Below are 24,396 nucleotides of genomic sequence, written 5' to 3'. Positions count from 1 at the left end.
CGCTTCGCGCTAATAACGTGTGAGGCTGGCTCGCCGAGCCGAAGCTCGCGAAGCGAGCAAAGGCTGGTGGGCGGTGAGAGATTCGAACTCCCGACCCTCTCGGTGTAAACGAGATGCTCTAACCAGCTGAGCTAACCGCCCCTCGCCGCTTCTTTATCCCCACCTGCCCCGAACGGGCAAGCGCGGAACGCCAATTCCTGGGCCTCAATCCCCCGGCCGGCCCGGCAGCAGTGGCACCGCGTCGATCCACACCGCCGCCGACTGGCACCAGATCTGCCTGACGGGCCGCAATTTGTCGCGCTGGCGGATGCTGCCCCAGCGGATGCCCCAATCGTCCGCCTGGTCGCCCTCGCCGCTCGTGAACAGCGGGGAACCGCACTCGGCGCAGAAGTGCTGGAAGCGCATCCGACCGTTGTCGCCGCGCTTGCCGTAGATCCTGGGCGTGCCGGCGGTCAGCTTGACGTCGGCCTTGGTGCAGATCGCCGTCACCCGGAACGGCGATCCAGTTAGGGTCTGGCAGTCCCGGCAGTGGCAGACTGACACCGTCTCCGGGTCGATCTCGGCTTCAAAGGTGATCTGGCCGCAATGGCATTGCCCGTCGATATGCATGGTCGTCATCCACTGCCCAAAACAAAATGCCCCACAACAAAAACGGCGCCCGAAGGCGCCGTTTTATCATCTTTTCGAGCTGCGATCTCAGTGAGCGGTCAGGCCACCGGCGGCTTCGTCGCCGTCCGGCTTCACCGTCACCTTGGTGTCCTCTTCCCAGACGATCGGCACCGGCTTCTTGACCAGCGCCTTGGCGACGACGTCGTCGAGGCGCGAGACCGGGATGATCTCCATGCCGCCCTTGATCGCATCGGAAATCTCCGTGAGATCCTTGGCGTTGTCCTCGGGGATCAGCACCGTCTTGATGCCGCCGCGGGCAGCAGCGAGCAGCTTCTCCTTCAGGCCGCCGATCGGCAGCACGCGGCCGCGCAGCGTGATCTCGCCGGTCATCGCGACATCGTGGCGGACCGGGATGCCGGTCATCACCGAGATGATCGCGGTGGCCATCGCCACGCCCGCCGACGGACCGTCCTTCGGCGTCGCGCCTTCCGGCACGTGCACGTGGATGTCGCGCCGGTCGAACAGCGGCGGCTCGATGCCGTAGACGATCGCGCGCGAGCGGACATAGGACGCCGCCGCCGAGATCGATTCCTTCATCACGTCACGCAGATTGCCCGTGACCGTCATCTTGCCCTTGCCGGGCATCATGACGCCTTCGATCGTCAGCAACTCGCCGCCGACGTCGGTCCAGGCAAGGCCGGTGACGATACCGACCTGCGGCTCACTCTCGATCTCGCCGTAGCGGTACTTCGGCACGCCGAGCAGCTCTTCCAGAGTCTTCTCGGTGACCTTGACCGACTTCTTCTTGGAGATCATCAGCTCCTTCACCGCCTTGCGGGCGAGTGTGGAGAGCTCACGCTCCAAATTGCGCACGCCCGCTTCGCGGGTGTAGCGGCGGATCAGAAGCAGCAGCGCGTCGTCGTCGATCGAGAACTCCTTGGAGTCCAGGCCGTGCTTGGACACCGCGTTCGGGATCAGGTGCTTGCGCGCGATCTCGACCTTCTCGTTCTCGGTGTAGCCCGCGATCCGGATGATCTCCATGCGGTCCATCAGCGGCCCGGGAATATTCAGCGTATTCGCGGTCGTGATGAACATCACGTTGGAGAGATCGTAGTCGACCTCGAGATAGTGGTCGTTGAAGGTCGCGTTCTGCTCGGGGTCGAGAACCTCGAGCAAAGCCGAGGACGGATCGCCGCGGAAATCGGCGCCCATCTTGTCGATCTCGTCCAGCAGGAACAGCGGATTGGACGACTTCGCCTTCCGCATGGACTGGATGATCTTGCCGGGCATCGAACCGATATAGGTGCGGCGGTGACCGCGGATCTCGGCCTCGTCGCGCACGCCGCCGAGCGACACGCGCACGAACTCACGCCCGGTCGCCTTCGCGATCGACTTGCCGAGCGAGGTCTTGCCGACACCGGGAGGGCCGACGAGGCACAGGATCGGACCCGTCAGCTTGTTGGCGCGCGACTGCACGGCGAGATACTCGACGATGCGGTCCTTGACCTTCTCCAGCCCGTAGTGATCGGCATCCAGAACCGCCTGCGCGGCTGCCAGATCCTTCTTCACCTTGGACTTCTTGTTCCACGGGATCGACAGCAGCCAATCCAGATAGTTACGCACGACGGTCGCTTCCGCGGACATCGGCGACATCTGGCGCAGCTTCTTCAATTCATGCTGCGCCTTCTCGCGCGCTTCCTTGGAGAGCTTGGTCTTGGAGATCTTCTCTTCGAGATCGGCGAGTTCGTCGCGACCGTCGTCGTCGCCGAGCTCCTTCTGGATCGCCTTCATCTGCTCGTTGAGATAGTACTCGCGCTGGGTCTTCTCCATCTGGCGCTTGACGCGCGAACGGATGCGCTTCTCGACCTGGAGCACCGAGATCTCGCTCTCCATCAGGCCCAGCACCTTCTCAAGGCGCTGCGTGACCGACAGCGTCTCCAGGATGCCCTGGCGATCCGCGATCTTGACGGCGAGATGCGAGGCGACGGTGTCGGCGAGCTTGGCGAAATCGGTGATCGCCTGCACGACGCCGACGACCTCGGCCGAGATCTTCTTGTTGAGCTTCACATAGCTCTCGAAGTCGGACACGACCGAGCGCGCCATGGCCTCGGCCTCGACCGACTTCGCATCGGTGTCGGCGAGCGCAATCGCGGTCGCTTCGTAATAGTCGGCGCGATCGGTGTACTTCTGCACGCGCGCACGCTCGAGCCCTTCGACCAGCACCTTCACGGTGCCGTCGGGAAGCTTCAAGAGCTGGAGCACGCTGGCAAGCGTACCGGTCTCGTAAATGGAATCGGGTGCCGGATCATCGTCGGACGCGTTCTTCTGGGTCGCGAGCATGATCAGCGCGTCGTTCTTCATCACCTCTTCGAGCGCGCGGATCGACTTCTCGCGGCCGACGAACAGCGGAACGATCATGTGCGGGAAGACGACGATGTCGCGCAGGGGCAGCACGGGATAGGCGTGCGTTTCGCCATGGACGATGGTTGGCCTGGGTTTTGGATTGGTCATGGCCTTTTCCTTTTGCTTTGCCCCCTTGCACGCAGCCCGCCATGCTCATGCGCAACCGCCACAAGGTGCCGAGGTGATCCACAAAACCGGTCGGTCCTTTTGAGATTGGACCGGCCTGCCGGATCGGAACTGAGGCGAATCTTGAAGAGAATTTTTGCTCGCCGCCGACATTAGGTGGCTATCGACCCGGGGGGTGTCAAGTCATTGAAGACGCGCGCCATCAGGCGCTTACGCACGCAAATAAGCGACGCAACACCGGCTGCGGAGATACTTTCCGCAGCCCTTGCTTGAGGAGACGATTGGAGCGTTCCAGCGCCGAAATCAGGCGCTGGCGTTCTCGACGGCGCGATCGGACCGATCGGCGTAGATGTAGAGCGGACGCGCCGTTCCTTCCACGACTTCGCGGGAAATCACGACTTCTTCCACACCTTCGAGGCCCGGCAGGTCGAACATGGTCTCGAGCAGGATCGCCTCGAGGATCGAACGCAATCCGCGCGCACCGGTCTTGCGCTCGATCGCCCTGCGGGCAACCGCGCCAAGCGCCTCGTCGGCGAAGGTCAGCTCGATGTTCTCCATCTCGAACAGCCGCTGGTACTGCTTCACCAGCGCGTTCTTCGGCTCGACCAGGATCTTCTTGAGCGAAGCCTCGTCCAGATCCTCCAGCGTCGCCACGACCGGCAGACGGCCGACGAATTCCGGGATCAGGCCGTACTTCAGGAGATCCTCCGGTTCGACGTGACGGAAGATTTCGCCGGTGCGGCGGTCTTCCGGCGCGAGCACCTGGGCGGCGAAACCGATCGAGGTCGACCGTCCGCGTGCCGAAATGATCTTTTCGAGACCCGAGAACGCACCGCCGCAGATGAACAGGATGTTGGTGGTGTCCACCTGCAGGAATTCCTGCTGCGGATGCTTGCGGCCGCCCTGCGGCGGGACCGAAGCCACCGTGCCTTCCATGATCTTGAGCAGCGCCTGCTGCACGCCCTCACCCGACACGTCGCGCGTGATCGAGGGATTGTCGGACTTGCGGCTGATCTTGTCGATTTCGTCGATGTAGACGATGCCGCGCTGGGCACGCTCGACATTGTAGTCGGCGGCCTGGAGCAGCTTCAGGATGATGTTCTCGACGTCCTCGCCGACATAGCCGGCTTCGGTCAGCGTCGTCGCATCCGCCATCGTGAACGGCACGTCCAGGATGCGGGCGAGCGTCTGCGCGAGCAGCGTCTTGCCCGAGCCGGTCGGACCGATCAGCAGGATGTTCGACTTCGCAAGCTCGACGTCGTTGTGCTTGGTCTGGTGGTTGAGGCGCTTGTAGTGATTATGCACCGCGACCGAGAGGACCTTCTTCGCATGGTTCTGTCCGATCACGTAATCGTCCAGCACCTTGCAGATTTCCTTCGGCGTCGGAATCCCGTCGCGCGACTTCACCAGCGAGGATTTGTTCTCCTCGCGAATGATGTCCATGCAGAGCTCGACGCACTCGTCGCAAATGAAGACCGTGGGACCCGCGATCAGTTTGCGAACTTCGTGCTGGCTCTTGCCGCAGAACGAGCAATACAGCGTGTTCTTGGAGTCGCTCGTGCCGACCTTACTCATTCATGTCTCCGTCCGCGGTTCGATCCCGTCCGCTCGATCGCCCTATTCCGGCACGACAGCCGGTACAGTCCTTCAAATAGAGCAAATTCCGTACCAAAAAAGACCCTTGGCGTTACATGCCGTGCGAATCACGGTCACTCGATTCCCCGCGATCATAGCCGATCAGTCGTAGCGAACCATGCTGTCACCCGACTATCAAGAATTCGCTAATCGGGGGTCGCCGGCTACCCGTGACAATACCGTGATTTCCGGTCTTGGCACGGGCGAAGTGATCGAAATCACCCCGGCGTTGCTGGATTGCCACGAAAAACAAGCACGAAAGCGGAACTTTCTGCCTGCCGCAGGGCGCAAAACTACGTTTTGCGACGCGCGCACGTGTCCTTAACGTGAACGCTCCCTGATGGCGCGCCGGCGAGCCCGAGGGTTCGCCGCCGCAGTAGTGCTACGGGGTCTTCGGCGACGCGGTTTCCTCGGCGCGCTTGTCGATGACCCTGTCGACCAGGCCGAACTCCTTGGCGTCGCTCGCGGTCAGGAACTTATCGCGTTCCAACGCGTCCTCGATCGCCTTGTAGGTCTGGCCGGTGTGCTTCACGTAGATCTCGTTGAGCCGCTTCTTCAGGTTCAGGATTTCCTGAGCGTGCAGCATGATGTCGGTGGCCTGGCCCTGGAAGCCGCCGGAGGGCTGATGCACCATGATGCGCGCGTTCGGCAGCGAGAAGCGCATGTCCTTCTCGCCGGCGCAGAGCAGCAGCGAGCCCATCGAGGCGGCCTGGCCCGTGCACAGCGTCGAGACCGGCGGGCGAATGAACTGCATGGTGTCGTAGATCGCGAGGCCCGACGTCACCACGCCGCCCGGCGAGTTGATGTACATCGAGATTTCCTTCTTCGGATTTTCCGCCTCAAGGAACAACAGCTGCGCCACGATCAGCGTCGACATGCCGTCCTCGACCGGCCCGGTCAGGAAAATGATGCGCTCTTTCAGAAGGCGCGAGAAAATGTCGTAGGCGCGCTCGCCACGGTTGGTCTGCTCGACCACCATGGGCACGAGGTTCATGTAGGTTTCAACCGGATCGCGCATGAGTCACCTAGGGTTTTGAAGAGGCGGACATCGCCAGGCCCGGCTGCCAGTCGGGGCTGGATCTGCCGGAAGGCCGATGGACGTCCCGTGATGCAGGAACTTGGTAGACGAACTTGGTAGAAGCGGAAGGCGTAGCGACAGATATAGCCCAATTCGCGCCTGACAAGTGCGGAGCGAATTAAGGCTTAATCCGTGGGGCAGTTGAAGCTGATTCGTACAAAGAGGCCCAGCCGGCCACTTGGCTAGCTCGACCTCTTTGATGATCATCCTTAATGCAAGCCTATCCCAAGGGCTCGCCTAGAGGCTCTCCTGAAGCCCTCAGGCCGCGGTCTTTTCCGCCTCGTCGTCCTTGTAGAGATCGTCGCGCGAAACCTTCTTCTCGGTCACGTTGGCGAGTTCGAGGATGAAGTCGACCACCTTATCCTCATAGATCGGTGCACGAAGCTGGGCCAACGCTTGGGCGTTGCTGCGGTAATAGTCCCAGACCTCCTTCTCGCGACCCGGCATCGAGCGCGCCCGCTCGATCACGGCGCGGCCGACCTCGTCGTCGGTCACGGAGATCTTGTTCTTCTCACCGATCTCGGAGAGCACGAGGCCGAGCCGCACGCGGCGGTCGGCGATCTTGCGGTACTCTTCCTTGGCGGCGTCTTCAGTGGTGTCCTCGTCGGCGAAGGTCTTGCCGGCGGAGTCCATCTCGGCCTTCACCGAGTTCCACATCAAATTGAACTCCTCGTCCACCAGCGAAGGCGGCGCCTCGAAGCGATGGGCCTCGTCGAGGCGGTCGAGCAGCGCGCGCTTGACGCGCTGGCGCGTCGCGGTCGCGAACTCGGCGACCAGCCGCTCGCGCGCCGCTTCCTTCAGCTTGTCCAGCGATTCGAGGCCGAGCGTCTTGGCGAACTCGTCGTCGATCGCGAGATCCTGCGGCGCCTCGATCAGCGTCGCGGTGGTCTCGAACTCGGCCGGCTGGCCGGCGAGCTTGTCGTTCATGTAGTTCTTGGGAAACGCCACCTTCAGGGTGCGGGTCTCGTCGGTGGCGATGCCGGTGAGCTGCTCTTCGAAGCCGGGGATGAAGGTATTGGATCCGATCACCACCTGGATGCCCTCGCCGGCGCCGCCCTCGAAGGGCTCGCCGTTGATGGTGCCCTTGAAGGCGACGGTGACGCGATCACCCGACTCGGCCTTGGCGCCCTCGCCCTTCGCGGCATAACCGCGGTTCGAATCGGCGATGCGCTTGATCGCCTCGTCGACGTCGGCGTCGGTGACTTCGGCGACGGGCTTCTCGACCTCGAAGGTCTTGAAGTCGGCAAGCGCGATCGACGGCACCACCTCGATCGCAACCGTGTAGGTCAGATCGGTTTTGCCGTTGAGCAGCTCCTCGACCTCGGCCTGCTCGGTCGGCATGGTGATCTTCGGTTCGGTCGCAAGGCGGAAGCCGCGCTCGGAGAACAGCTGCGTGTTGGTGTCGCGGATGGTCTGGTCGATGGTCTCGGCCATCACCGAGCGGCCATAGACCTTCTTGAGGTGCGTGACCGGTACCTTGCCGGGACGGAAGCCGTTGATTTTGACCTTGTCCTTGAGGTCGACGAGTTTGGCACCGGCCTTGGCGTCGAGATCAGACGCGGGAACGCTGATCTTGAACTCGCGCTTCAAACCTTCCGAGAGGGTTTCTGTGACCTGCATGGTGTCCAATCTTCTTCTCGTTCGGTCCCGGCGCGCATGCGTCGGGACGCTGTCATTAATCGATCCGGCGCGAGGCGAACGCCTCAACGCCGGTGGTTCATCGGACCGGCTTCCGGCGGACAAACATCCGCGCGGGAGCAGATCGCGTAATCCGTGCAAACGCTGAAAGCGCTTGGTGCGGGCGGAGGGACTCGAACCCCCACAACTTTCGTCACTGGAACCTAAATCCAGCGCGTCTACCAGTTCCGCCACGCCCGCGTAAATTTGCATCAAGACCGGCCGCGATGCCGCGGGCGGCGGGCTTATAGCATGTGCCCGCCTGTTCGCAGCAAAAAAATGGCCCGATAGAGGCAGGCTTCACCTAGGCACGACAGCTGGACTTATCCAGCACGGCGTGGTCCGGATCGGCCATGAAAACGCGGATCTTCGACCGGACGAGGCGCGAGGTTTTGGCGGGGCTTGGCGCCGGACTTGGAGCCTCTGCGGCCGGGCTGATGGCGGGCGGCGCAGTCCCGGCCATGACCGCCCAGCTTGCCCTTCAGGCAAGGCCGGCGACGCTGGCTCTCAGGCCGGGGCAGCCGGACACACCCATCTGGGAGCTGGCCGCGGTAAGCCACCTCGGGGATGTCCGCCTCAAACGTAGCGACCGCTGCGAGGTGGTCTTCCGCAACGACCTGCCTGTGCCGCTTGCACCAGTCTGGTACGGCCTTGGTGGCCCGGCCGCGGCCGACCCGCTTCGGGGGCGCCCCCCGACGGCCCCGGATGCGACGGAAACATCAATTATTTCAGTCCCGAACGCGGGAACTCTGCTGGCCGACTTCCGGCTGTTCGAGGACGGCCTGAAGCAGCCCGCGCGCCCGCTTCCGATCATTGCCGCCGAGACAAACCAGGTCGCCGCCGATCGCGACGTGGTTCTCTTGATCGAGGAATGGCGGCTACGCTCGGATGGAACCGCACTTCCCCCGGGCCGGGACCCGAAGGACACATCCCCGCTCTATACGATCAACGGAACGACTTCATTCGAACTCTCAGCTGCGGCCAATGAGCGGCTGCGGCTGCGCTTTATCAACGGCTCTCAACGTTCTGTTCTGGCGATCAAATTGGAAAGCCACGAAGTCCAGGTGCTGGCCCTGGACGGACAGCCGGCCGAGCCGTTCCCGGCTCGCAACGGCGCGCTGGTGCTGGCTCCCGGCGCACGCGCCGACGCCTTCGTGGATGCGGCCACATCGGCCCCATTCCTGCTGCATGACGGCAAGGAGGCGCGCCAGGTCGGCCGCCTGACGGTCTCCGGCAAGCTTGACCGGCGCGTGCCGCTGTTGCCGCCGCAGCCGCTCCCTCCGAATGACCTGCCCGACCGTCTCGATCTGAGAGGCGCCCTGCGATTCGATGTCACACTCGGGGCAGCCGACGCCGGCTGGATCCGGCCTACGAATTTCTCCACCGCCTCGGCGCCTGCCTTCCGCGCCAGGACCGGCCGCACCGTCGTGTTGGCCCTCAAGAACCCCGCCCCCGTCGCCACCGTCTTCCATCTCCACGGCCACCATTTCCGCCTGCTCGACAAGCTCGACGACGGCTGGAAGCCCTATTGGCTCGACACGCTCGCGATCGAGCCCGGCCAGACCCAGCGCATCGCATTCGCTGCGGCCTCCCCCGGCCGATGGCTGATCGAATCCGTCGTCACCGACTGGGCCGCGCCGCGGCTGGTGCGCTGGTACGGGGTGGAGTGAGGCGCGCCGATCAGACGTGCGGCTTGGCTGTGAGTTCGATTCCGAGCGCCTTCATCACCGCAATAGTCGTTTTGAGCGTTGGATTACCGTTGGTGCTGAACGAGCGATAAAGCTGCTCGCGAGAAAGACCGGTCTCCTTCGCGATTTGCGTCATCCCTTTCGCACGGGCCACGACGCCAAGCGCGTGCGCGATGTAAGCCGCATCTTCGGTCTTGAACGCTTCCTCCATGAAAACGGCAATGGCCTCGTCAGACTGCAGGTCTTCGGCCGGATCGTAAGTCGTCAGCTTTTCGCCCATCTCATTCGCTCCACATCTCGGCAAGGCGCTTCGCCGCCTTGATGTCTTTCACCTGCGTGCTCTTGTCGCCCCCACACAGCAAGACGATGATCGCGTTGCCCCGCTTCTGAAAATGCGATATCCGGGGCCGTGATGAATACGCAGCTCGCTCACACCCTCGCCCACCGGTTCGACGTCACCTGCGTGCCCATGAGCCAACCGGTCCAATCGCGACGCAATCAGCGCTCTGGCACGCTCATCCTTGAGACGCGATCGCCACTTCCGAAACGTCTCAGTCTGCTTGAGCTCAATCACATGTAGTTTTTAGACTACAATTATTCACGAATCAAGCGGGCTTACGCATCCAGAGACCGTCGAAGCGGCCCACACGTGGCACGTCGCGAAGACGTGCTCGCGGTAGAACAAGCCGTCCTCGTCCGGCGTATGCAGCCCAACGAGCCAAGGCATCGCATCATCGAATGCAGCCCGGTGAACCTGCGCCGCCGCGCCCATATCGGTGAGCGCGAGCTGCCTGAGCATTAGTATTCGATCCCCAGCGCGTGATAGATCCGCCGGTGCACGGCGGGCAGCGTCTCGGTAAGATCCTCTGCGATCAGGCCCGGTCCCGCCTCGCTCGCCGCTTCGCCATGCATCCACACCGCGATGCTGGCGGCTTCGAACGCCGGGACGCCTTGCGCAAGGAGGCCTGCGATGATGCCGGCGAGCACGTCGCCGGCACCCGCTGTGGCGAGCCAGGGCGGTGCGTTGGCGGCGACGGTGGCGCGGCCGTCGGGCGCGGCAATCGTGGTGTCGGCGCCCTTCAGCAGCACGACCGCGCCGGAGCGCTCGGCGGCGGCGCGCACGCGCTCGATCTTCGAGCGCCCCGGATGCTTATTGCTGAGGTCGGAGAACAGCCGCGGGAACTCGCCCTCGTGCGGCGTCAGCACCACCGCGTTGTCCTGCGACGTCTTGATCGATTCGAACAGGCGCTCGGGATTGGCGGCAAAGCTTGTCAGCGCATCTGCGTCGAGCACCAGGCGCCGCTGGGCGTTAAGCGCCGTGTGGACGAGATCGCAGGTGCGCTCGCCGACACCCGCACCGGGGCCGATGATGCAGGTGTTGTAGCGCTTGTCGCCGAGCAACTCTCCGAACTCGATGGCGGTATCGACGGGGCGAACCATCACCGCGGTAAGCGCAGCCGCATTGATCGCGAGCGCATCACGCGGCGTCGCCAAAGTCACCAGGCCCGCGCCTGCCCGCAGCGCCCCGCGCGCGGCGAGCCGCGCGGCACCGGTCGCCGCCGCATCGCCCGAGACCGCCAGCACATGGCCGCGCGCGTATTTGTGGCCGTCGATGCGCGGCACCGGAAAGGCCGCGCCCCAGAAGTCCGGATCGTTTTCGAATATTTGCGGCGCGATCTCGTCCAGCACCTGCGCCTCGATACCAATGTCGGCGACACGCACGTGGCCGCAATGCATGCGCCCCGGCAGCAGCAGATGCGCCGGCTTCTTCCGGAAGAAGGTAACGGTCTCGGTGGCGTTCACCGCCACGCCCAGCACGGCCGCGCTGGTGCCGTTTATGCCGCTCGGCAGGTCCACCGCGAGCACTGGCGCACCGTTGGTGTTGATCGCCTCGATCATCGCACGCGCCTCGCCCTCGACGATACGGCTGAGGCCCGCGCCGAACAGCGCATCGATGATCAGCGCCGGTCGCCCGATCGCCTGCGGGTTGAACGGGAGCACCGGGTGTTTCCAGCCCCGCGCGGCCGAGGCCGCATCGCCCTGGAGCTGGTCGCGCTCGCACATCAGGATCACCGAGACCTCGCGGCCTTGCGCGGCGAGCTCGGCGGCTGCGACAAAACCGTCCCCGCCGTTGTTGCCCGGGCCGGCCACGATCAGGATTGGCCCCTCCTCCACCAGCGCGTGGGCGGCCTCGGCGACAGCCTGGCCGGCACTGAGCATCAGCTTGAAGCCGGGGGTGCCTGCCGCAATGCTGAGCTGGTCGGCGCGCTGCATTTCGGCGTTGGTCAGAACTTCCATGCCACTTCCCTGTCCAAAAGCCTTTTCAACAGGCACGTTCCGCGCCGGCCCATGCAACGGAACAATGATCTGCACAGATATTGAACCGTTTGCCTATTTCGTAGTCTGCGTTATTTTGTGCGGGTCGGCGCCACCTATCAGAGCTGCACGTTAAAAGGCTGATAACGCTCCAATAATCAGGGCATTTGCAACTTGGCATAGACCCTGCTTTCGCGGAAGTCGCTTCGGTTCGTCGTGCTCACTGGCATTTGATCAGGGTGTGGCCGGCCGTTGTTGCCGGACTGGTCAGGGATCCCGGCATAGCGAAGACAAGATCGTGCGTCATGAAAAGCGCATCCTGACGAAGACGTTGCTATTTGTTCGAAAGGCCGGGAGGCGCGCAGTGAAGAAAATCGAAGCCATCATCAAGCCATTCAAGCTCGACGAGGTGAAGGAAGCGCTTCAGGAAGTCGGCCTTCAGGGCATCACCGTCACCGAAGCCAAGGGCTTCGGCCGGCAGAAGGGTCACGCCGAGCTATACCGCGGCGCAGAATACATCGTCGACTTCCTGCCCAAGGTGAAGATCGAGATCGTGATCGGCGACGATCTGGTCGAGCGCGCCATCGACGCAATCCGCCGCGCCGCGCAAACCGGGCGCATCGGCGACGGCAAGATCTTCGTCTCCAACATCGAAGAGGCGATCCGCATCCGAACCGGCGAATCCGGGCTGGACGCTATCTGAGCCGGGTGCTATCCCGCATTTTGCGACATTCTGACAAGAAATAGGCTGCTTCGGCGGCCTCATTTTGTTTGTGCCTCGCGCGCCTCAAGAAGCGTGAACACGGTCGCTCGAAGTTTGGAAACCGACCCGCAGAGCCAAAAGGGGTATGCATGAAGACCGCCAAAGACGTCCTGAAATCGATCAAGGACAACGACGTCAAATACGTCGACCTGCGCTTCACCGATCCGCGCGGCAAGTGGCAGCACGTCACCTTCGACATCAGCATGATCGATGAAGACATTTTCGCCGAAGGAACGATGTTCGACGGCTCCTCGATTGCCGGCTGGAAGGCGATCAACGAGTCCGACATGTGCCTGATGCCCGATCCGGTGACCGCGACGATCGATCCGTTCTTCGCCGAGACCACCATGGTCATCACCTGCGACGTGCTTGAGCCGACCACCGGCGAGCCCTACAACCGCGACCCCCGCGGCATCGCCAAGAAGGCCGAGGCGATGGTGAAGTCGATGGGCGTTGGCGACACCGTGTTCGTCGGCCCCGAAGCCGAGTTCTTCGTGTTCGACGACGTGCGCTTCTCCGCCAACCCCTACAGCACCGGCTTCCGCCTCGACTCTTCCGAGCTGCCGACCAACTCCGACACCGAATACGAAGGCGGCAATCTCGGCCATCGTGTCCGCACCAAGGGCGGCTACTTCCCGGTGCCGCCGCAGGATTCCGTGCAGGACATGCGCTCCGAGATGCTCGGCGCCATGGCCAAGATGGGCGTGAAGGTCGAGAAGCACCATCACGAAGTCGCTTCCGCCCAGCACGAGCTCGGCATGAAGTTCGACACGCTGACCTTGATGGCCGACCACATGCAGATCTACAAATACTGCATCCACCAGGTCGCGCACATCTACGGCAAGACCGCCACCTTCATGCCGAAGCCGGTCTTCGGCGACAACGGCTCGGGCATGCACGTGCACCAGTCGATCTGGAAGGACGGCAAGCCGGTGTTCGCCGGCAACAAATACGCCGACCTGTCGGAGACCTGCCTCCATTACATCGGCGGCATCATCAAGCACGCCAAGGCGATCAACGCCTTCACCAACCCGTCGACCAACTCCTACAAGCGTCTGGTCCCGGGCTATGAGGCTCCCGTGCTGCTCGCCTATTCCGCGCGCAACCGCTCGGCCTCCTGCCGCATCCCCTACACCGCTTCGCCGAAGGCCAAGCGCGTCGAGGTGCGCTTCCCCGATCCGCTCGCCAATCCCTATCTCGGCTTCGCCGCGATGCTGATGGCGGGCCTCGACGGCATCAAGAACAAGATCGATCCGGGTCCGGCGATGGACAAGGACCTCTACGATCTGCCGAAGGAAGAGCTGAAGCAGATCCCGACCGTGTGCGGCAGCTTGCGCGAGGCGCTGGAAAACCTCGACAAGGACCGCGGCTTCCTGAAGAACGGCGGCGTGTTCGACGACGACTTCATCGACGCCTATATCGAGCTGAAGATGACCGAAGTCGCCCGCTTCGAAATGACCCCGCACCCGGTCGAGTTCGAGATGTACTATTCGGGCTAAGCCGCCCGAACGACCGCGACACACGAAAGGCGCCCCTCGGGGCGCCTTTTTTTGTGGTCATCGAGTTTCGTTCTGCGTCTGACTCCACTTCGTTCTCAAAGAACGAATCGGAATCGAGAAAACTGGCGCGCATCAATTCTTGATATCTGGTTTATTGCGCCCGAGAGATCGCAAGCGCTGTCGGTAATTCGTAGGATGCGTTCAGCGCCGCGAAATCCATCCTGGGGACTAGTTCTCGTGCGCGTTTGCGAAAATCGCCAATCCTCCGCCGCCGGTCGCAACGATCGATAGCCTCGGAATGCCGATGTTCCATCCCTCATAGCCAGAGGACACGTTGAGAATTTCCAAGAGGACATTGCCAGAAAACCAGATCGACAGGTCTCCTGTGTCCGAGCGGATTGCAACCCGCTCGATGGGCTTCTCTCCGAGAAGACTTAACGCTACTTTCTCGCCATCGAGCGGAGCCGCCAGACCAAACTGATGACCATCATCGCTGCTTGCGAAAGCAATTCCGTTCGCGTGGATAATCCGCCACGGACATTCGGCGCTCAGCCCTGAAGCGACAGCATCCCCGAAACTGAAATTCCAATCGAACTCTCGGCGCGTCACCCTTACGAGATGGCGACCCCCAAAATGAGCAGTTAGGCTCTCACCGACATCCATCCCAATCTCCGTGACGTCCGACGCTCAGGTCCGCGCAGCACGATGGGTTTCGCTTCGGTCGCCCATCCTACGCGGACCAATCTGCCCCAACAGTCATACGGCCTCCTCACTGTCGGGAAAATTCACGCCGATCTTTCTCACCACTGCCGCAAACTTCAGGAGAGCCGCGCTGTCGGAGGTCGCCTCCACGCCGTCACCCGACAGCGAGTGGATTTGCTTCGCAGCGCTCACGATGACGATGGTTGTAGGCCTCGGTGAAGCCCCGCAGCCCCGCAGCTATGCCGCCGCGCGCTGCTTCGCCACCATAGCCTGACCGAACGCCTCGAACAGTTTTCGGTTGATCGGATTGTGCTGCGGGTCGTATTCGGCGTGCCATTGCACCCCGAGCGCAAAGGCCTTGGCTTCCGCGATGCGGATCGCCTCGATGGTGCCGTCCTCGGCAATGCCCTCGATCAGCACGCGCTTGCCGGGATCGAGGATGCCCTGGCCGTGCAGCGAGTTGACCCTGATCTTGTCACAGCCGAGCAATTCCGCGAACGCGCCGCCCGGCGTCAGATCGACGTCGTGACGATCGGCAAACACCACTGTCGGATCGGGATGGATCTCACCGTTCTCGAGCCTCGGCATGCGATGGTTCATGCGGCCGGGGATTTCGCGGATCTCGGGATGCAGCGAGCCGCCGAAGGCGACGTTCATCTCCTGGAGGCCCCGGCAGATGCCGAACAGCGGGATGCCGCGGGCAACGCAGGCGACCGAGAGCGCCAGCGCCACCTCGTCCCGGTGGATGTCGTAGGGCTCGTGCGCCTCACACGGATCGACGTTGAAACGGGTCGGGTGCACGTTGGCCCGGGCGCCGGTGAGCACGATGCCATCGACGGTATCGAGCAGCGCGCCGATATCGGTGATGTCGGGCGAGCCCGCGAACATCACCGGCAGGCCGCCGGAAACCTCGGCCACGGCGCGCAGATTACGCTCGCCGACCATCTGGACCTGAAATCGATTTTCAACGCGATGGGCGTTCCCGATCACGCCGACGACCGGCTTTCTCATCTCCCGTTCAGACCTCTCGCCGAAGAAGATTCTTCAAACATGCCCCTGGGATGGAACAAATTCAACAGAAGGGTACGCGGGACGGCAATGCTATTTTCGCGCAAATGCCTCCCGGGCCACGATCGCGCCGCCAAGGGGCAGGCCGGCGGCCTTCAGTGCGGTCGCCGCCGGGTCGCCCGGCGTGGCCAGCCAGGGCAGTTTCGCCTCGATTCCGCGCGTCACGGACTCGCCGAGCACGCCACCGAAATCGATCGGCCAGAGCCCGTTGGGCACCATTTCGGCGGTAAGGCCACGGAGTGCATAGCCGTCGCCCAGGACCGCCTCCGCATAGTCGCCGGTGACAAGTCGCGCGGTTGCAGGGTCGAGGGGATCGCCAAAGCTCACGAGCACGGGCATTAGGTCCCCCTGCACCGCGACGACGCCGCTCTGCCGGTTGAGCTCGTTGAACGAGACGCGGTTGCCGCGCGCGGCGCCATAAGCGCGGAGCGCCACATAGTTGATGTCGTCGAGATCGAGCTTCGCGCCCTGCTGATGCGCGAGCAATGCCACCACATTCTTCCCCCGGCCGAGGTCGACGAACACAGCCTCGCCGCGCATCGTGGTGCGGCCGCCCCGGCTGTAGCCGCGATCGGGCACGACGGACAGAATGCCCGACCCGGTCTTGATTCCGTCAGGCGTCGTCACCTCGACCGTGAGGCGATATTTGTGACCGGGCCGGTTGATCCGGATTTGGTCGCCTATCACGAGCACGGCCAGAAGGCCGAGCAGACCGGCCCACTTGCTGATGAAACTCAAGCGCCCTCACCTGTTCTTTCCTCATCGCTCTGCACCGTTCACGCGGCAGCGTCAAACCAGCGCGTTGACGCGGTCTTGATCCGGATCGCGTTTGTCGAAAGAGTACGGCGCACCGCGCTGAAGAGGACCCGATGTGACCATTCCCGCAGATGAACGACCCCGGACCCGCACCGATCTGGCCTGGGCGATCTCGGTCGGGGGCATCGGAATCGTGCTGTTCACGGCAATGCTGGTCTTCACCTGGTATTTTGCCGCCACCCTGCTCCTGATCTTCACCGGAATGCTGCTCGGCGTCGGCCTCAACGCGCTGACCAACGCGCTCGGCCGCCGCGTGCACCTGCCCCACGCGGTCCGGCTCGCGATCGTCTGTGCCGCGCTGGCGGTGATGCTCGCAGGCGTGGCCTATCTCGGCGGCGCCACCATTGCCGAGCAGGCCTCGCTGCTGAGCAAGACGATCAAGTCGCAGATCACCAACGTCCGGTCGTTCCTCGAAAACCATGGGATCGACACCAGCTTCTTCGATCTCGGCAACGCCGTACCCGCTGCCTCCACCGATGCGACGCCGACGCCCACCCCGACCCCGGGCTCGCACGGCGGATTGCCGGGCGCAGGCGCGCTGGCCTCGAGCGGCGGGGCGATCGTGAGCCAGACCTTCAAGCTGCTGCTCGGCACCATCAGCGCGGTCGGCAACATCTTCATCGTGCTGTTCCTGGGGCTCGCCTTCGCCGCGCAGCCCGCGGTCTATCATGACGGCCTGTTGTTTCTGGCGCCGGCCAGGCATCGCGCCCGCATCACCCTCATCATCGACGGCATCGGCGAGACGCTGGAGCGCTGGCTGATCGCGCAGATCATCGTGATGCTTGCGGTCGGCGTGGTGACCTGGATCGGGCTCGTCCTTATCGGCATTCCCGGCTCGTTCATCCTGGGGATCCAGGCAGGCTTGCTCGCCTTCATCCCGACCGTCGGCGCCATCATCGCCGGCGTGGTGGTCGTGCTGGCGAGCCTCGCCTCGGGATGGATTCCGGCGCTGTCGGCCTTTCTCCTCTTCATGGGCGTGCACGCCATGGAGAGCTATGTGCTGACGCCGATCCTGCAGCGGCAGGCACTGGACATCCCGCCGGCCACGCTGTTCGCGTTCCAGATCCTGCTCGGCGTCGTGTTCGGAATCTGGGGCCTGGCGCTGGCGCTGCCTCTGGTCGCCATCGCCAAGGTCGTGATCGACCACTTCAAGACGTATGAAGCGCCGCCTCTGGCGGAGGCGGCCTGAGCCGCCTCAGGTGGTGAGCACGGTTTCGGTGTGCTCGACCTCAGGGGGTGCCGCAAAATACTGGCCGACGAGGCCGCGCCATTCGGTGAAATTCTCGGAGCCGCGAAAATCGACGGTGTGGTTCTCGAGCGTTTCCCACTTCACCATCAGACGATAGCGCTGCGGCTTCTCGATCGACTTGTGCAGCTCGAAACCATGGAAACCCTTGGAGCGGCCGAAAGCGGCCTTGGCCTTGGCGACGGCGGCCTCAAAGTCCTTCTCGCTGCCCGGCTTGACGTCGATTTGCGCGATCTCGGTGATCATCTGTTTCCACCCATTTTGTTCGATGGGCGTGTCTACCGCAGCCCGCGACAAAGAAAAAGGCGCCGAAACGGCGCCCTGCCCGGTCCAAAAATGCAGATCACTCAGGCAAGCAGCAGAACGGTGCCCGCCACGATCAGCGCACAACCGGCGAACAGCGCGAGCGGCCAGTAATTGCGGCCTTGCGTGTAATGCCCCTGGGCGCGGCGCTCGGTGATCAGCGCGCTCTCGTATTCGTCCGCGGTCGAGAACAGGCAGGCGAAGCCGCCGCGTGCCGAAGTCGCCGCGGCTTCGAGCGACATCAGGGCGGTCTGCGGGTTCTGTCGACGGATCGATTCCATGACCGCAATGGTAGGGATCGAATGGTAAACAGGGGATTACCGCAAGGCCTCCTTTGCCTAGGCTGTCGCCGTCTGCGCCTTGGATGGTGTCTTGGACTGCGTGTTGGAGACGCCGATCCGTGCGGCGCTCTGGCGGCGCCAGTTCTCCAGCGACAATGGCAGCTCCTCCGCCGCCTCGACGCGGTTACGGCCGCCGCGCTTGGCCCGGTAAAGCGCGGTGTCGGCCGAGGCCAGCAGCACTTCGAGCTCGGTGCCGGCCGGACCGCCCGCGACGCCGATGCTGACGGTGGTGTCGACCGGGCCCTCGTCGACCACGACCCCGGAGGTCTCGAAGGCCTCGCGCACGCGCTCGGCGACCAGCACGCCCTCCTCCAGCGAACACGGCAGGAGGGCTGCGAACTCCTCGCCACCGATGCGACCCGACATGTCGCTGATGCGCAGATTGCTGACGACGACGGTCGAGAACAGTTTCAGCATCTCGTCGCCGGCGGGATGGCCGAAGCGGTCGTTGATCGACTTGAAATGATCGATGTCGAAGATCATCACGGTCACGGGACGGCCGGCCTTGGCCTCGCGCTCAATCACGCGTCCGCAGGCTTCCGAGAAGCCGCGGCGGTTGAGCATGCCGGTCAGCGGATCGGTGGACGCGGCGGTCCGGTGCGCGGTGACCGTGCGCTCGGACACCAGCATGAAGATCACGAACACGGTGCCGACGGCATAGAGCACGAGCTCGACCGCGAACAAGGTGACCCAGATGCTGGTGGAGAAGCCGGCATCGTTCGGGCGCAGGAAGCTGCCGAGCAGGATCGGCAGCATCAAGACGCAGCCGTGCATCACCGGGACCACGAAGGCCGGCCAGCGCCGTTGCAGGCTCTTGCGCCGCTCGACCCAGAGCTCGCTCGCCGTCAGCGCCGCATAGACCGAGACGATGCCGGCGCCGACGATCATGCGGAGCATGGATGCGGCGGGATCGAGCAGCGTGGCGGCAGCGGTCCAGGCGAGCGCGCCGACCAGGAGACCCGGCCAGTTCGGCTTGCGGCCGTGGAAGACACGCGCCGCATTCCACACCATGCCGCAGGCGACGAAGCCGACCGCGTTCAGCGCAAGGTAAAGATGCGGCCCCAACTTCTCGCCGGCCGCCGTCCAGAGCGCCACCGATGCAGCGCCAAGGAGATAGGCGGTGCCCCACCATTTCAGCGCAGGGCTGTTCTCCTGCCTTCCGAAAAATACCATCATGGCGCCGAGCAGTGCGGCGACCATGGTGGCGACCAAATAGAGCGTGATGCTATCGAGCGACATCATGTCGGCCCCCTCTTAGACATAGCAGTTACGCGATCGGCTCAACCGATTTGCGCGCCCTTCCAAATGCGACGCTATGTCTCGCGGGTTCCATTCAGGTTTTCATGCGGGCCCAAGTTTTCAGGAAACACGCCATCAATTTGCATACAAACGAACAGCAAAAAGGGCGCTGAATCAGCGCCCTTTTGCATCTCATTGAAGCCGCTTTCGCGGCGAATGCGACCGATGCGATTAACGCTTCGAGAACTGGAAGGACCGGCGGGCCTTGGCCTTGCCGTACTTCTTGCGCTCGACCACGCGGGAGTCGCGGGTGAGGAAGCCGCCCTTCTTGAGCACGGTGCGCAGCTCCGGCTCGAAATAGGTCAGCGCCTTCGAGATGCCGTGACGGACGGCACCGGCCTGGCCGGACAGACCGCCGCCGGCGACGGTGCAGATCACGTCATACTGGCCCGAGCGCGCGGCCACGGAGAACGGCTGCTCGATCATCATGCGCAGCACCGGACGGGCGAAATAGACCTCGACCTCGCGCGCGTTGACCGTGACCTTGCCGGCGCCCGGCTTGATCCAGACGCGGGCGACCGCGTCCTTGCGCTTGCCGGTGGCATAGGCGCGGTTGAACTTGTCGACCTTCTTCTCGTGCTTGGGCGCGTCGGGCGCGGCCGCCGTCTTGAGCTGCGAGAGCTGGTCGAGCGACTGGATGGATTCGGCCATGTTATGCGGCCCTCGTGTTCTTGCGGTTCAACTTGGCAATGTCGATCTTCTCGGGCGTCTGGGCCTCGTGCGGATGATCGGCGCCGCCATAGACGCGGAGGTTGCCCATCTGGACGCGACCGAGCGGACCACGCGGGATCATGCGCTCGACGGCCTTCTCGAGCACGCGCTCGGGATGCTTGCCCTCGAGGATCTGGCGCGCGGTGCGCTCCTTGATGTGGCCGACGTAACCAGTGTGCTTGTAATAGGTCTTCTGCTCGCGCTTGCGGCCGGTGAGAACCGCATGCTGCGCGTTGATGATGATGATGTTGTCGCCGCAATCAACGTGCGGGGTGTAGGTCGGGAGGTGCTTGCCGCGCAGGCGCATGGCGACGATGGTGGCGAGACGGCCGACGACCAGACCCTTGGCGTCGATCAATACCCACTTCTTCGTCACCTCAGCCGGCTTTGCCGAAAAGGTTTTCATGTCAGAGTTTCCGTGGACGGGGAGCATCGGCGCGAACACCGCACCGGACTGGCGGTTTTCTAGAGAACAGCGGCGCCGCGGTCAATGCCCAAAGGCGCAATTTACATGTGTAATATCAAATGCTTAGAAATATGGTATTAAGGTACCCTCAAAAAGCTCAAACGTTTGGAATGGAATAGGTCGAGGTGACATGGGCAATCGGATCGGGCGAGGTACCGGACAACAGCTTCACCTCACCGACCGCGAGGCGCTTGCCGAGCTTGAGCAGCCGCGCCTCCGCCAGCACGTCCTGCCCGGGTTGCCCCTTGCGCAGGAAGTTGATGTTGAGATTGGTGGTGACGGCGAGCCCGATCGGCCCGATCGCGGACAACAGCACCACGTACATCGCGAAATCGGCGAGTGCCATCAGCGTCGGGCCGGACACGGTTCCGCCCGGCCGCAGCATCTTTTCGCTATAGCGCTGACGCAAAAGGCAGGCCTGACCGTCCGCGCTCTCGATCGTGATGTCGTCGCCGCTGAAGGCCTGGGGAAACTCGTTGCGGAGGAACTGCTCGAGCTCCGCCACGCTCATTTTCGCTAACGCCATGCTACCCCTCACCCTCGCTTCACGTCCCCTGTTACATTAAGTTATCTGCGTCATCCAATCGCAATAATCCAACCGGAAACGCTTCGATGTCCGTCCAGGCCGCCCGCGTCCCCTCCCCGCAACCACCGATCCTGCTGCGCGAGACCGTGGGCCCCATCGCGGTCTTGACCCTCAACCGCCCGGCCGCCCGCAACAGCCTGTCGGCGACGATGATCGCAAGCCTGCATGCCGAGCTCAACGAGATCCGCGACGACAAGGCCATCCGCGGTGTCGTGATCGCGGCCAACGGTCCCGCCTTCTCCGCCGGCCACGACATGAAGGAGCTGACCGCGCGCCGCACCGACCCGGACCGTGGCCGTGCCTTCTTCGCCGAGATGATGACCGCCTGCAGTGCGATGATGCAGGCGATCGTGCACCTGCCCAAGCCCGTGGTCGCATCGGTCCAGGGCATTGCCACCGCCGCCGGCTGCCAGCTCGTGGCAAGCTGCGATCTCGCCATCGCCTCGGAAGCAGCACACTTCGCCACTCCCGGCGTCGACATCGGCCTGTTCTGCTCGACGCCGATGGTGGCGCTGTCGCGCAACGTCCCACGCAAGCAGGCGATGGAGATGCTACTGACGGGCGAGCCGATCTCGGCCGCGCGCGCCCGCGAGATCGGCCTCGTCAATCGTGTCGTCGCCGCCGGCACCGAGCGCGCCGCCGCCATTGCGCTCGCCGAACAGGTCGCGCTGAAATCCGCCTACACCGTCAAGCTCGGCAAGGAGGCGTTCTATCGCCAGGCCGAGATGAGTCTTGCAGACGCCTATCGCTATGCGGCAGAGGTGATGACCGAGAACATGATGGCGCGCGACGCCGAGGAAGGCATCGGCGCCTTCATCGAGAAGCGCACGCCGACATGGCGGGACGAGTAATTCGTCATTGCGAGCGAAGCGAAGCAATCCAGAATCCCTCTCGGAGACAGACTGGATTGCTTCGTCGCTTCGCTCCTCGCAATGACGGCGAAAAGATGAGCCCGAAAAGATGAGCCAATGAACCACGACGCCTATCCCGACAATTACATCCGGGGCATCCTCAACAACGTGAAGTCGATCGCGTTGGTCGGCGCTTCGCCGGCCAACGTGCGGCCGAGCTATTTCGCGTTCAAATATCTGGCCCAGCGCGGCTACGACATGATTCCGGTCAACCCCGGCCATGTCGGCAAGGAGCTGCTCGGAAAACCCTTCGTCGCCTCGCTGTCCGACATCGGCCGTCCCGTCGACATGATCGACATTTTCCGCAACTCCAGTCACATCATGCCGGTGGTCGAGGAAGCCCTCACGCTCGATCCGCTTCCGATGGTGATCTGGATGCAGCTGGGGGCGCGCGACGATGCGGCGGCGCTGAAGGCGGAATCGGTCGGTATCAAGGTGGTGATGAACCGCTGCCCAAAGATCGAATATGGCCGCCTCTCCTCGGAGATCTCCTGGATGGGCGTCAATTCACGCACGCTGAGCTCCAAACGCGCCCCGGTGCCGACGCAGGGCATGCGCTTATCCCTCAATCGGATGAGTGTCGGCGGCGGCGAAACCGCGGCATCGGACCGCGCCGCCAAGAACAAGAGCGAGCAAAGCTGACGCAGTTGCGAAGGTTTCATTTCGCGAACGCGACAATGCGTAGCACGATCGTTCCGATGTGAAGCCGCGCCTTGACGGCAGCCGCGGCGCCAATCAGCATGCCGCGCGATTTCAGACCACGAGAACAGGACGCACTCAATGAGCGATCGCCTTCCGGGATTTTCGACCCTCGCCGTGCATGCCGGTGCACAGCCCGATCCCACCACCGGTGCGCGCGCGACTCCGATCTATCAAACGACGTCGTTCGTCTTCAACGACGCCGACCACGCCGCCTCGCTGTTCGGCCTGCAGGCGTTCGGCAACATCTATACCCGCATCGGCAATCCCACCAACGCGGTGCTGGAAGAGCGCGTCGCCGCCCTCGAAGGCGGCACGGCCGCGCTTGCGGTGGCCTCGGGCCATGCCGCGCAGGTCGTGGTGCTGCAGCAATTGCTCCAGCCCGGCGACGAGTTCATCGCCGCGCGAAAGCTCTATGGCGGCTCGATCAACCAGTTCACGCACGCGTTCAAGAGCTTCGGCTGGAACGTGGTGTGGGCCGATCCCGACGACATCGCGAGCTTCGAACGCGCGGTCACGCCGCGCACCAAGGCGATCTTCATCGAGTCCATCGCCAATCCCGCCGGCAGCATCACCGACATCGAGGCGATCTCGACGGTGGCGCGCAAGGCGGGCGTACCGCTCATCGTCGACAACACGCTGGCCTCACCCTATCTGATCCGTCCCATCGACCACGGTGCCGACATCGTCGTGCACTCGCTGACGAAGTTTCTCGGCGGACATGGCAATTCGATCGGCGGCATCATCGTCGACGCCGGCACCTTCGACTGGTCGACCGGCGGCAAATATCCGATGCTGTCGGAGCCGCGGCCCGAATATCACGGCATCCGGCTGCAGGAGACGTTCGGCAATTTCGCCTTCGCGATCGCCTGCCGCGTACTCGGCCTGCGCGATCTCGGACCCGCGCTGTCGCCGTTCAACGCCTTCATGATCCTCACCGGCATCGAGACATTGCCGCTGCGCATGCAGAAGCATTGCGACAATGCGAAAGCGGTCGCCGAATTCCTCGCCGGCCATCCGGCGGTGGCCGCGGTGAACTATGCGGGCCTTGCGAGCGACAAGTACAACCAGCTCGCGCGCAAATACGCGCCGAAGGGTGCCGGCGCCGTGTTCACCTTCAGCCTGAAGGGCGGCTACGACGCCGGCGTCAGCCTGGTGTCGAAGTTGCAGCTGTTCTCGCATCTGGCCAATGTCGGCGACACCCGCTCGCTGGTCATCCATCCGGCCTCGACCACGCACAGCCAGCTCGACGACGCCGCCAAGGTCAAGTCCGGCGCCGGCCCCGACGTGGTGCGGCTCTCGATCGGCATCGAGGACAAGGAAGATTTGATCGCCGATCTGGAACAGGCGCTGGGCGCGTAGCTGTCCTGGTCATTCCGGGGCGCCTGAGTGCGCCCCGGAAGTACGGCTCCAGTTAACAGTCATTAACCCTATCTGCCGCATACATCGTCACT

The 24,396-nt window shown here is 63.5% G+C and carries 24 protein-coding genes, 2 tRNA genes and 1 pseudogene; 7 read left to right on the top strand and 20 right to left on the bottom strand.

From position 1 onward, the window contains the following. Positions 1-64 precede the first annotated feature (64 nt). From AC0L3J_RS24940 to AC0L3J_RS24910, 7 genes are all read right to left on the bottom strand, one after another. Positions 65-141: transfer RNA gene (locus AC0L3J_RS24940), tRNA-Val, on the bottom strand. Between the two features lie 63 nt (positions 142-204). Next, positions 205-609 carry a GFA family protein gene (locus AC0L3J_RS24935; RefSeq protein ID WP_473289375.1) on the bottom strand — a complete coding sequence of 135 codons (405 nt, stop codon included), beginning with the start codon at positions 607-609 and terminating at the stop codon, positions 205-207. 87 nt (positions 610-696) lie between these two features. Further along, the gene (lon, locus tag AC0L3J_RS24930; RefSeq protein WP_456764079.1) at positions 697-3,120 is read right to left on the bottom strand and encodes an endopeptidase La; all 2,424 of its coding nucleotides are present in this window, start codon (positions 3,118-3,120) and stop codon (positions 697-699) included. A gap of 321 nt (positions 3,121-3,441) precedes the next feature. Further along, positions 3,442-4,713: an ATP-dependent Clp protease ATP-binding subunit ClpX gene (clpX, locus tag AC0L3J_RS24925; RefSeq protein ID WP_007603503.1), complete on the bottom strand. Its 1,272-nt coding sequence runs from the start codon at positions 4,711-4,713 to the stop codon at positions 3,442-3,444. Positions 4,714-5,155: 442 nt separating this feature from the next. After that, positions 5,156-5,791: an ATP-dependent Clp protease proteolytic subunit gene (locus AC0L3J_RS24920; protein ID WP_007611005.1), complete on the bottom strand. Its 636-nt coding sequence runs from the start codon at positions 5,789-5,791 to the stop codon at positions 5,156-5,158. A gap of 318 nt (positions 5,792-6,109) precedes the next feature. Continuing rightward, positions 6,110-7,471 carry a trigger factor gene (tig, locus tag AC0L3J_RS24915; RefSeq protein WP_473348633.1) on the bottom strand — a complete coding sequence of 454 codons (1,362 nt, stop codon included), beginning with the start codon at positions 7,469-7,471 and terminating at the stop codon, positions 6,110-6,112. Positions 7,472-7,644: 173 nt separating this feature from the next. Further along, positions 7,645-7,729, bottom strand: a tRNA-Leu gene (locus AC0L3J_RS24910). A 152-nt stretch (positions 7,730-7,881) separates the two neighbouring features. On the opposite strand from AC0L3J_RS24910, the gene AC0L3J_RS24905 reads away from it, so the two are divergent. Next, entirely contained in the window at positions 7,882-9,198 is a 1,317-nt protein-coding gene (locus tag AC0L3J_RS24905; protein ID WP_473348632.1) for a multicopper oxidase family protein, read from the top strand. Positions 9,199-9,208: 10 nt separating this feature from the next. Here AC0L3J_RS24905 and AC0L3J_RS24900 read toward each other — a convergent pair whose 3' ends face one another. The 4 genes and pseudogenes from AC0L3J_RS24900 to AC0L3J_RS24885 form a co-directional block, all read right to left on the bottom strand. Continuing rightward, on the bottom strand, positions 9,209-9,496 hold the full coding sequence (locus AC0L3J_RS24900; RefSeq protein ID WP_200455274.1) for an addiction module antidote protein: 288 nt from the start codon (positions 9,494-9,496) through the stop codon (positions 9,209-9,211). Position 9,497: 1 nt separating this feature from the next. Then, positions 9,498-9,790 (bottom strand): annotated as a pseudogene (locus AC0L3J_RS24895) (type II toxin-antitoxin system RelE/ParE family toxin). A gap of 24 nt (positions 9,791-9,814) precedes the next feature. Continuing rightward, complete coding sequence (locus AC0L3J_RS24890) at positions 9,815-10,015, bottom strand: hypothetical protein (protein ID WP_473348631.1); 201 nt, start codon at positions 10,013-10,015, stop codon at positions 9,815-9,817. After that, positions 10,015-11,514 (bottom strand): NAD(P)H-hydrate dehydratase, encoded by a 1,500-nt coding sequence (locus AC0L3J_RS24885; RefSeq protein ID WP_473348630.1) that lies wholly within the window; start codon positions 11,512-11,514, stop codon positions 10,015-10,017. The genes AC0L3J_RS24890 and AC0L3J_RS24885 overlap by 1 nt, the downstream gene beginning before the upstream one ends. Positions 11,515-11,896: 382 nt before the next feature. Here AC0L3J_RS24885 and AC0L3J_RS24880 point away from each other — a divergent pair, with 382 nt between their 5' ends. Continuing rightward, positions 11,897-12,235 carry a P-II family nitrogen regulator gene (locus AC0L3J_RS24880; RefSeq protein WP_007603495.1) on the top strand — a complete coding sequence of 113 codons (339 nt, stop codon included), beginning with the start codon at positions 11,897-11,899 and terminating at the stop codon, positions 12,233-12,235. 149 nt (positions 12,236-12,384) lie between these two features. Next, entirely contained in the window at positions 12,385-13,794 is a 1,410-nt protein-coding gene (gene glnA / locus AC0L3J_RS24875; protein ID WP_007603494.1) for a type I glutamate--ammonia ligase, read from the top strand. Between the two features lie 228 nt (positions 13,795-14,022). Here the strand turns inward: glnA and AC0L3J_RS24870 are convergent, their stop codons facing one another. The 3 genes from AC0L3J_RS24870 to AC0L3J_RS24860 form a co-directional block, all read right to left on the bottom strand. Then, positions 14,023-14,457 (bottom strand): hypothetical protein, encoded by a 435-nt coding sequence (locus AC0L3J_RS24870; RefSeq protein WP_473348629.1) that lies wholly within the window; start codon positions 14,455-14,457, stop codon positions 14,023-14,025. Between the two features lie 276 nt (positions 14,458-14,733). Then, the gene (locus tag AC0L3J_RS24865) at positions 14,734-15,507 is read right to left on the bottom strand and encodes a gamma-glutamyl-gamma-aminobutyrate hydrolase family protein (RefSeq protein ID WP_456764073.1); all 774 of its coding nucleotides are present in this window, start codon (positions 15,505-15,507) and stop codon (positions 14,734-14,736) included. 90 nt (positions 15,508-15,597) lie between these two features. Next, a complete protein-coding gene (locus AC0L3J_RS24860; RefSeq protein WP_473348628.1) occupies positions 15,598-16,302 on the bottom strand; it encodes a hypothetical protein in 705 nt (234 codons plus the stop codon). A 133-nt stretch (positions 16,303-16,435) separates the two neighbouring features. Between AC0L3J_RS24860 and AC0L3J_RS24855 the strand changes: the two genes are divergently transcribed. Continuing rightward, entirely contained in the window at positions 16,436-17,569 is a 1,134-nt protein-coding gene (locus tag AC0L3J_RS24855) for an AI-2E family transporter (protein WP_473348627.1), read from the top strand. Positions 17,570-17,575: 6 nt separating this feature from the next. Here AC0L3J_RS24855 and AC0L3J_RS24850 read toward each other — a convergent pair whose 3' ends face one another. The 6 genes from AC0L3J_RS24850 to AC0L3J_RS24825 all read right to left on the bottom strand — a co-directional run bounded on the left by AC0L3J_RS24850 (position 17,576) and on the right by AC0L3J_RS24825 (position 21,272). Beyond that, the gene (locus AC0L3J_RS24850; protein ID WP_027518288.1) at positions 17,576-17,872 is read right to left on the bottom strand and encodes an antibiotic biosynthesis monooxygenase family protein; all 297 of its coding nucleotides are present in this window, start codon (positions 17,870-17,872) and stop codon (positions 17,576-17,578) included. Between the two features lie 101 nt (positions 17,873-17,973). Next, positions 17,974-18,210, bottom strand: coding sequence for a hypothetical protein (locus AC0L3J_RS24845; RefSeq protein ID WP_473348626.1), 237 nt, complete (start codon positions 18,208-18,210; stop codon positions 17,974-17,976). A 57-nt stretch (positions 18,211-18,267) separates the two neighbouring features. Beyond that, positions 18,268-19,512, bottom strand: coding sequence for a GGDEF domain-containing protein (locus tag AC0L3J_RS24840; RefSeq protein ID WP_473348625.1), 1,245 nt, complete (start codon positions 19,510-19,512; stop codon positions 18,268-18,270). 228 nt (positions 19,513-19,740) lie between these two features. After that, positions 19,741-20,220 (bottom strand): 30S ribosomal protein S9, encoded by a 480-nt coding sequence (gene rpsI, locus AC0L3J_RS24835; protein WP_007603485.1) that lies wholly within the window; start codon positions 20,218-20,220, stop codon positions 19,741-19,743. A gap of 1 nt (position 20,221) precedes the next feature. Beyond that, on the bottom strand, positions 20,222-20,686 hold the full coding sequence (gene rplM, locus AC0L3J_RS24830; protein WP_092028874.1) for a 50S ribosomal protein L13: 465 nt from the start codon (positions 20,684-20,686) through the stop codon (positions 20,222-20,224). 157 nt (positions 20,687-20,843) lie between these two features. Further along, positions 20,844-21,272, bottom strand: a complete 429-nt coding sequence (locus AC0L3J_RS24825) for a PaaI family thioesterase (RefSeq protein WP_007603483.1) — start codon at positions 21,270-21,272, stop codon at positions 20,844-20,846. An 86-nt stretch (positions 21,273-21,358) separates the two neighbouring features. Between AC0L3J_RS24825 and AC0L3J_RS24820 the strand changes: the two genes are divergently transcribed. The 3 genes from AC0L3J_RS24820 (at position 21,359) to AC0L3J_RS24810 (ending at position 24,304) form a co-directional block, all read left to right on the top strand. Continuing rightward, positions 21,359-22,183, top strand: coding sequence for an enoyl-CoA hydratase (locus AC0L3J_RS24820; RefSeq protein ID WP_473348624.1), 825 nt, complete (start codon positions 21,359-21,361; stop codon positions 22,181-22,183). 117 nt (positions 22,184-22,300) lie between these two features. Further along, complete coding sequence (locus AC0L3J_RS24815) at positions 22,301-22,885, top strand: CoA-binding protein (protein ID WP_473348623.1); 585 nt, start codon at positions 22,301-22,303, stop codon at positions 22,883-22,885. Positions 22,886-23,023: 138 nt separating this feature from the next. Next, entirely contained in the window at positions 23,024-24,304 is a 1,281-nt protein-coding gene (locus AC0L3J_RS24810; RefSeq protein ID WP_027567230.1) for an O-acetylhomoserine aminocarboxypropyltransferase, read from the top strand. Positions 24,305-24,396 lie beyond the last annotated feature (92 nt).

It is taken from the genome of Bradyrhizobium sp. Kon37, from assembly GCF_055807535.1.
The sequence above is the reverse complement of the archived record's forward strand: the minus strand, read 5'-3'. Positions and strand labels throughout refer to the sequence as shown.